Below are 7366 nucleotides of genomic sequence, written 5' to 3'. Positions count from 1 at the left end.
CCGTCCGGCGCGGGCAAGTCGAGCCTGGTCAACGCCCTCGCGGGCGCGGTGATGATGCCGACACAGGCGATCCGGCGGGTCGACGGCAAGGGTCGGCACACCACCACCTGGCGGGCGCTCGTACCGATCCCCGGCGGCGGGGCGGTGATCGACACGCCCGGTGTGCGGGCGGTCGGCCTGTTGGACGGCGTGATCGGGCTGGACCGGGCGTTCGCCGACATCGCCGGGTTGTCCGAGGGCTGCCGGTACGCCGACTGCGGGCACGACGGCGAGCCCGCGTGCGCCGTCCGCGAGGCGCTGAACACCGGCGAGCTCTCCACCCGTCGGTGGGAGAGCTGGCGGCGGCTTCAGGGTGAGGTGGCGCACGAGAGCCGGCGTCGGGAGGCGCGGCTGGCCGCCGAACGGCGCGGCGGGTGGCGCTCGGCCCGACGTCGGGCGGCCCGGCCCCCGGCGCCGGGCGGCTACTGACCCGGGGCAATGCGGAACGACGCTTCCGGGCAGTACGGCGGACCGTGCTGAGCTGGGGGAATGTGCGGGCGGGGGAAACTGTCGTACCTCGGGGCTAGAGTTGCCGAGGCGTGTTTTCCGCGCCCGCACGACCGCTCAGAATCACTCCAGAGCGGGACAGATCCTCCGCTTCGTCTTCTCCCGGGAGTACACGCACCGTGGCCGACCGACTGATCATCCGTGGCGCGCGCGAGCACAATCTGCGTGACGTCAGTCTCGACCTGCCCCGGGACGCACTCATCGTGTTCACCGGGCTGTCCGGGTCGGGCAAGTCGAGCCTGGCCTTCGACACGATCTTCGCCGAGGGGCAGCGGCGCTACGTCGAGTCGCTCTCCTCGTACGCCCGGCAGTTCCTCGGCCAGATGGACAAGCCCGACGTCGACTTCATCGAGGGCCTGAGCCCGGCGGTCTCGATCGACCAGAAGTCCACCTCGCGCAACCCGCGCTCGACCGTCGGCACCATCACCGAGGTCTACGACTACCTGCGTCTGCTCTACGCCCGCATCGGCGAGCCGCACTGCCCGGTCTGCGGCGAGCGGATCTCCCGGCAGAGCCCGCAGCAGATCGTCGACCGGGTCCTCGCGATGGCCGAGGGCACCAAGTTCATGGTGCTGGCCCCGGTCATCCGTGGCCGCAAGGGCGAGTACGTCGACCTCTTCGCCGAACTCCAGGCCAAGGGCTACGCCCGCGCCCGGGTCGACGGTGTGGTGCACCCGCTGACCGAGCCGCCGAAGCTCAAGAAGCAGGAGAAGCACACCATCGAGGTGGTGATCGACCGGCTCACCGTCAAGCCGAGCGCCAAGCAGCGGCTGACCGACTCGGTCGAGGCTGCCCTGGGCCTGTCCAGCGGCCTGGTGCTGCTCGACTTCGTCGACCTGCCCGAGGACGACCCGGACCGGGAGCGCCGCTACTCCGAGCACCTGGCCTGCCCCAACGACCACCCGCTGGCCATCGAGGATCTCGAGCCGCGGGTCTTCTCCTTCAACGCCCCGTACGGCGCCTGCCCGGAGTGCACCGGCCTGGGCACCAAGAAGGAGGTCGACCCGGAGCTGCTGGTCCCCGACCCGGAGCGCACCCTGCGCGAGGGCGCCATCCAGCCCTGGTCGACCGGGCACAACCTGGAATACTTCCTGCGCCTGCTGGAGGCGCTCGGCGAGGCCCAGCACTTCGACGTCGACACCCCGTGGCGTGCGCTGCCGGCGCGGGCGCAGAAGACGATCCTGCACGGCTCCGACGACCAGGTGCACGTGCGCTACCGCAACAAGTACGGCCGCGAGCGCTCCTACTACACCGGCTTCGAGGGTGTGGTGCAGTGGATCGAGCGCCGGCACTCCGACACCGAGTCCGAGTGGTCCCGCGACAAGTACGAGGGCTACATGCGCGACGTGCCGTGCGCGGCCTGCGGTGGCGCACGGCTCAAGCCGGAGGTGCTCGCCGTCACGCTGGCCGGCAAGAGCATCGCCGAGGTCTGCAACCTGTCCGTGGGGGAGTGCGCCGACCTGCTCGCCGGCATCGAGCTGACCGATCGGCAGAAGATGATCGCCGAGCGGGTCCTCAAGGAGATCAACGCCCGGCTGCGGTTCCTGCTCGACGTCGGCCTCGACTACCTGTCCCTGGACCGCCCGGCCGGGACCCTGTCCGGCGGCGAGGCGCAGCGCATCCGGCTGGCCACCCAGATCGGCTCCGGCCTGGTGGGCGTGCTCTACGTGCTCGACGAACCGTCGATCGGGCTGCACCAGCGTGACAACCACCGGCTGATCGAGACCCTGATCCGCCTGCGCGGGCTGGGCAACACGCTGATCGTGGTCGAGCACGACGAGGACACCATCCGCACCGCCGACTGGATCGTCGACATCGGGCCAGGCGCGGGTGAGCACGGCGGCAAGATCGTGCACAGCGGCTCGGTGCCGGCGCTGCTGAAGAACAAGGAGTCGATCACCGGGGCGTACCTGTCCGGGAAGCGGTCGATCCCGACGCCGACGTCGCGCCGCCCGCAGGACGCGGCCCGCGAGCTGGTGGTGCACGGGGCGCGGGAGCACAACCTGCGCAACCTGACCGTCGGGTTCCCGCTGGGGCAGCTGATCGCCGTCACCGGCGTCAGCGGCTCGGGCAAGTCGACGCTGGTCAACGACATCCTGTACGCGGTCCTGGCCAACCAGATCAACGGCGCCCGGCTGGTGCCCGGCCGGCACACCCGGGTCTCCGGCCTGGAGCACGTGGACAAGGTCGTCGGCGTGGACCAGTCGCCGATCGGCCGGACGCCCCGCTCCAACCCGGCCACCTACACCGGCGTCTGGGACCACGTCCGCAAGCTCTTCGCCGAGACCACCGAGGCGAAGGTACGCGGGTACGGTCCGGGCCGGTTCTCGTTCAACGTCAAGGGTGGCCGCTGCGAGGCGTGCTCCGGCGACGGCACCATCAAGATCGAGATGAACTTCCTGCCCGACGTGTACGTCCCCTGCGAGGTCTGCAAGGGCGCCCGGTACAACCGGGAGACCCTGGAGGTGCACTACAAGGGCAAGACCGTCTCGGACGTGCTGGAGATGCCGATCGAGGAGGCCGCCGAGTTCTTCTCCGCCATCCCGGCCATCCACCGGCACCTCAAGACCCTGGTGGACGTCGGCCTGGGCTACGTACGCCTCGGTCAGCCCGCGCCGACGCTGTCCGGTGGTGAGGCGCAGCGCGTCAAGCTCGCCTCCGAGCTGCAGAAGCGCTCCACCGGGCGGACGGTGTACGTGCTCGACGAGCCGACCACCGGTCTGCACTTCGAGGACATCCGCAAGCTGCTGATGGTGCTCGAGGGTCTGGTCGACAAGGGCAACACGGTGATCACCATCGAGCACAACCTCGATGTGATCAAGACGGCCGACTGGCTGATCGACATGGGTCCGGAGGGCGGCCACCGGGGCGGCACGGTGCTCGCCACCGGCACTCCGGAGGAGGTGGCCGAGGTGGTCGAGAGCCACACCGGCCAGTTCCTGCGTCAGGTGCTCAAGCTCGACGGCGAGGCCAAGGGCGCGGCCGCGGCCACCACCCGGGCCGCCAAGGCCAACGGCGTCACCAAGGCGCGGGCCAGCCGCAAGGTGCCGGCCGCCGCGCGCTGACCTCGACCCTCGGGGCGGGTCCGACCGGGCTCGCGCGCGCCACCACGGCGCGGGCGAGGCGGTCCGGGCCCGCCCGTCCCAGTTACCGGGTCGAACGGATGCCGCGGTGAACTATCCGGCACAGTTGCCCGTGTGAAGAAGTGTGACCGGCTTTCGGACCGGCGCAGCGGGCTAGAGAGAGGCGAGGCATGAGTGACGATCAGGCGCTGACCGGTCCGGGTACGCAGACCCGTCGGGCCCTGCTCACCGGCGTCGGGGCGGTCGGCGCGGCCGTCGTCCTGGCCGCCTGCGGCAGCGACGACGGCAATGACGGCGCCGCCCCGACCAGCGGTGGCCCGGCGGTGCCCAGCACCGGGGACGCCGGCGGCGGCGATCGGCAGAACGCCCAGTCGCTGGCCACGACGGGCGACATTCCGGTCGGCGGTGGCAAGGTCCTCGCCGCCGAGGGCGTGGTGATCACCCAGCCCACCGCCGGTCAGTTCAAGGGCTTCAGCCCCATCTGTACGCACCAGAACTGCCCCGTGACGAACGTCGACGGCGGGACGATCAACTGCACCTGCCACGGCAGCAAGTTCTCGATCGAGGACGGTTCGGTGAAGGTCGGCCCGGCCACCAAGCCACTGCCGCCCAAGGACATCAAGGTCACCGGCGACCAGATCTCCCTCGCCTGACCGCCGCGCCCCCGGCAGGATGCCGCCGTCGGGTCGACCCGCCTCCCGGGAACCCGGGCCGATCAAGCGGTCGCGGTGGCCTGTCGGGGGTGCGGACTAGGCTTGCTGGCGTGGCTGACCCCTCGACCTACCGTCCCGCACCCGGCACCATCCCGGAGTCTCCGGGGGTCTACCGCTTCCGCGACGGCACCGGCCGGGTGATCTACGTCGGCAAGGCGAAGAACCTGCGCAGCCGGCTCAACTCCTACTTCGGCGACATCTGGAACCTGCACGAGCGCACCCGGCAGATGGTCACCACCGCCGAGTCGGTGGACTGGATCACCGTCGGCACCGAGGTCGAGGCGCTCCAGCAGGAGTTCACCTGGATCAAGCAGTACGACCCCCGGTTCAACGTCCGCTACCGCGACGACAAGTCGTACCCCTATCTGGCCGTCACCCTCGACGAGGAGTACCCCCGGCTACAGGTGATGCGCGGCGCGAAGCGCAAGGGGGTGCGCTACTTCGGTCCGTACTCCCACGCCTGGGCCATCCGGGAGACCCTCGACCTGCTGCTGCGGGTGTTCCCCGCCCGGACGTGCTCCGCCGGGGTGTTCAAGCGGGCCGGCCAGGTCGGCCGTCCCTGCCTGCTCGGCTACATCGGCAAGTGCTCGGCGCCGTGCGTCGGCACGGTCTCCGCCGACCAACACCGCGCCATCGTCGACGGCTTCTGCGACTTCATGGCGGGGCGCACCGACACCATGGTCCGCAAACTCGAACGTGAGATGACCGAGGCGAGCGAGCAGCTCGAGTTCGAGCGGGCCGCCCGGCTGCGCGACGACGTGGCCGCGCTGCGCCGGGCCATGGAGAAGCAGACCGTGGTGCTGGGCGACGGCACCGACGCCGACGTGGTCGCGTTCGCCGACGACCCGCTCGAAGCGGCCGTGCAGGTCTTCCACGTCCGCGACGGCCGGGTCCGCGGCCAGCGCGGCTGGGTGGTGGAGAAGACCGAGGATCTGACCACCGGCGACCTGGTGCACCACTTCTGCACCCAGGTGTACGGCGGCGAGCACGGCGAGGGCGACGTGCCCCGGGAACTGCTCGTGCCGGAACTCCCCGCGGACGCCGACGCGCTGGCCGAATGGCTCGCCACCCACCGGGGCAGTCGGGTGTCCCTGCGGGTACCGCAGCGCGGCGACAAGCGCGCACTGATGGAGACGGTCGAACGCAACGCCAAGGACGCGCTGGCCCGACACAAACTCAAGCGGTCCGGCGACCTGACCACCAGGGGCAAGGCGCTCGACGAGATCAGCGAGGCGCTGGGCATGCGTACCTCGCCGCTGCGCATCGAGTGCTTCGACATCTCACAGATCCAGGGCACCGACGTGGTGGCCAGCATGGTGGTCTTCGAGGACGGGCTGCCCCGTAAGAGCGAGTACCGGCGGTTTATCGTCCGAGGCGCCACCGACGACCTCTCCGCCATGTCCGAGGTGCTGCGCCGCCGCTTCGCCCGTTACCTCGACGCGCGAGCCGAGACGGGCGAGGTGGGCGTGGAGTCGGCCAACGACCCGGCCGCCCCGGCGGACGCGGTCGATCCGCAGGTCGGCGTCCTGATCGATCCGACCACCGGCCGGCCGCGCAAGTTCGCGTACCCGCCCCAACTGGTGGTCGTCGACGGCGGCGCCCCGCAGGTCGCGGCCGCCGCCCAGGCCCTCGCCGACCTGGGCATCGACGACGTGGCGCTGTGTGGGCTGGCCAAGCGACTGGAGGAGGTGTGGCTCCCCGACGACGAGTTCCCGGTCATCCTGCCGCGCACCTCCGAGGGGCTCTACCTGCTGCAACGGGTACGCGACGAGGCGCACCGCTTCGCCATCACCTTCCACCGGCAACGCCGCTCCAAGCGGATGACCGAATCGGCACTCGACCACGTACCCGGCCTGGGGGAGGTGCGGCGCAAGGCCCTGCTGCGGCACTTCGGGTCACTCAAGCGGCTGTCCGCCGCCACCGTGGACGAGATCACCGAGGTGCCCGGCCTGGGCCGGCGCACCGCCGAGGCGATCCTGGCCGCCCTCGACAAGGGCGAGCGGGCGGACGACGGCGCGGAGACGACCCCCAGCACGTGAACGCTGTCCTCTCGTGCTCGACCTCTGCCGTGCTGGCCTCGTGAACGGCCCCTTTCCGGGCGAGCGTGATCGTGGCGTGTTTTCCGGTTCGAGCCTGATCGTGCCCGTGCGGCGGCGAAGCCGAGGTGGATGCGCTTGGTGGGCGCGAGCCGGTTCCTCCTCGCATGATCGTGCTCGATCCTTGTTGTAGTGGCCTCCGACGTGCGGTGAGGGGCCTGTGTGCGCTGGTTGTCCGGTTTGTTGGCCGGGTGGTCCAGGGATGGTGTCGCCCTCGGCGGTGTGCGGGAGGTTGGGCCGGGTCAAGATCGGCGCAACTTCGGGGATGTTGCTGCCTCCGCGTGTGGTGAGGCAGCAATTTCCCTGATGTTGTGGGGATCTTGGGGGGTCGGGTCGGGTCGTGTCCGGTGCTGGGGGTGCTGGGTGGGTTGTGTGGCCGGCGGGAATCTGGTCCGGGGTTCGGTGGGGAGGCCGCCCCACCGCCCGGACCGGACAGCACGCCCATCCGCCCCCAGGCACCCGAAGGCCCCGCTCGGTCCCCGGGGGTCTGTCCGGGTGGGTATTGGTGTGCGGTTCGGGGTGTGCTGTCCCGTGGTTGGGGTCACTCGCCGGGTGGAATCGGCGGGTGGGTGGGGTCGTTATACCTGGCATGCCGCCGCGACTAAGCGAGGTCGCGGGGTGCGGTCGCCGGGAACACCGGTCGGGCCGCCTGGGTTACATCCCCTGTACGACCGAGCGGGCCGAAGGCGCGGTGGAATGATTCGCCGCCGCGGGCCGTTGGACAGTCTCCCGATGCCGGCCCCGCAGGGCTGCCGGGTGCAGAACTTTCTCCCTTTGAGCATTCGTGCCGCCGTGGTGATCCCCCCCGTGCGGTGGTGCGGTATCCCCCGATGCAGAGGAGCACGCCATCATGCGTACCGATCTGATCCGTAAGACCGCGCTGACCGCTGCTGGACTCGCGTTCACCGGCGGCGCCATCGCCGGGCCC

The 7366-nt window shown here is 70.7% G+C and carries 4 protein-coding genes; all 4 read left to right on the top strand.

From position 1 onward, the window contains the following. A partial coding sequence (rsgA, locus tag JNW91_RS27810; RefSeq protein ID WP_203178402.1) for a GTPase RsgA occupies positions 1-468 on the top strand: 468 nt, incomplete at its 5' end. Between the two features lie 197 nt (positions 469-665). Continuing rightward, positions 666-3611: an excinuclease ABC subunit UvrA gene (gene uvrA, locus JNW91_RS27805; protein ID WP_203178401.1), complete on the top strand. Its 2946-nt coding sequence runs from the start codon at positions 666-668 to the stop codon at positions 3609-3611. Positions 3612-3799: 188 nt separating this feature from the next. After that, positions 3800-4282 (top strand): Rieske (2Fe-2S) protein, encoded by a 483-nt coding sequence (locus tag JNW91_RS27800; RefSeq protein WP_203178400.1) that lies wholly within the window; start codon positions 3800-3802, stop codon positions 4280-4282. Between the two features lie 110 nt (positions 4283-4392). Then, a complete protein-coding gene (gene uvrC, locus JNW91_RS27795) occupies positions 4393-6381 on the top strand; it encodes an excinuclease ABC subunit UvrC (protein ID WP_203178398.1) in 1989 nt (662 codons plus the stop codon). Positions 6382-7366: the final 985 nt, after the last annotated feature.

The sequence above is a fragment of the Micromonospora parastrephiae genome, assembly GCF_016802865.1.
Taxonomy (GTDB): domain Bacteria; phylum Actinomycetota; class Actinomycetes; order Mycobacteriales; family Micromonosporaceae; genus Micromonospora; species Micromonospora parastrephiae.
Note: the sequence above shows the minus strand (reverse complement) of the source record. Positions and strands in the feature narration are given on the sequence as shown.

What these genes read in the sequence shown, in the direction of transcription:
- JNW91_RS27800 (WP_203178400.1), top strand. Translation starts at nt 3,800, where the DNA reads ATGAGTGACGATCAGGCGCTGACCGGTCCGGGTACGCAGACCCGTCGG.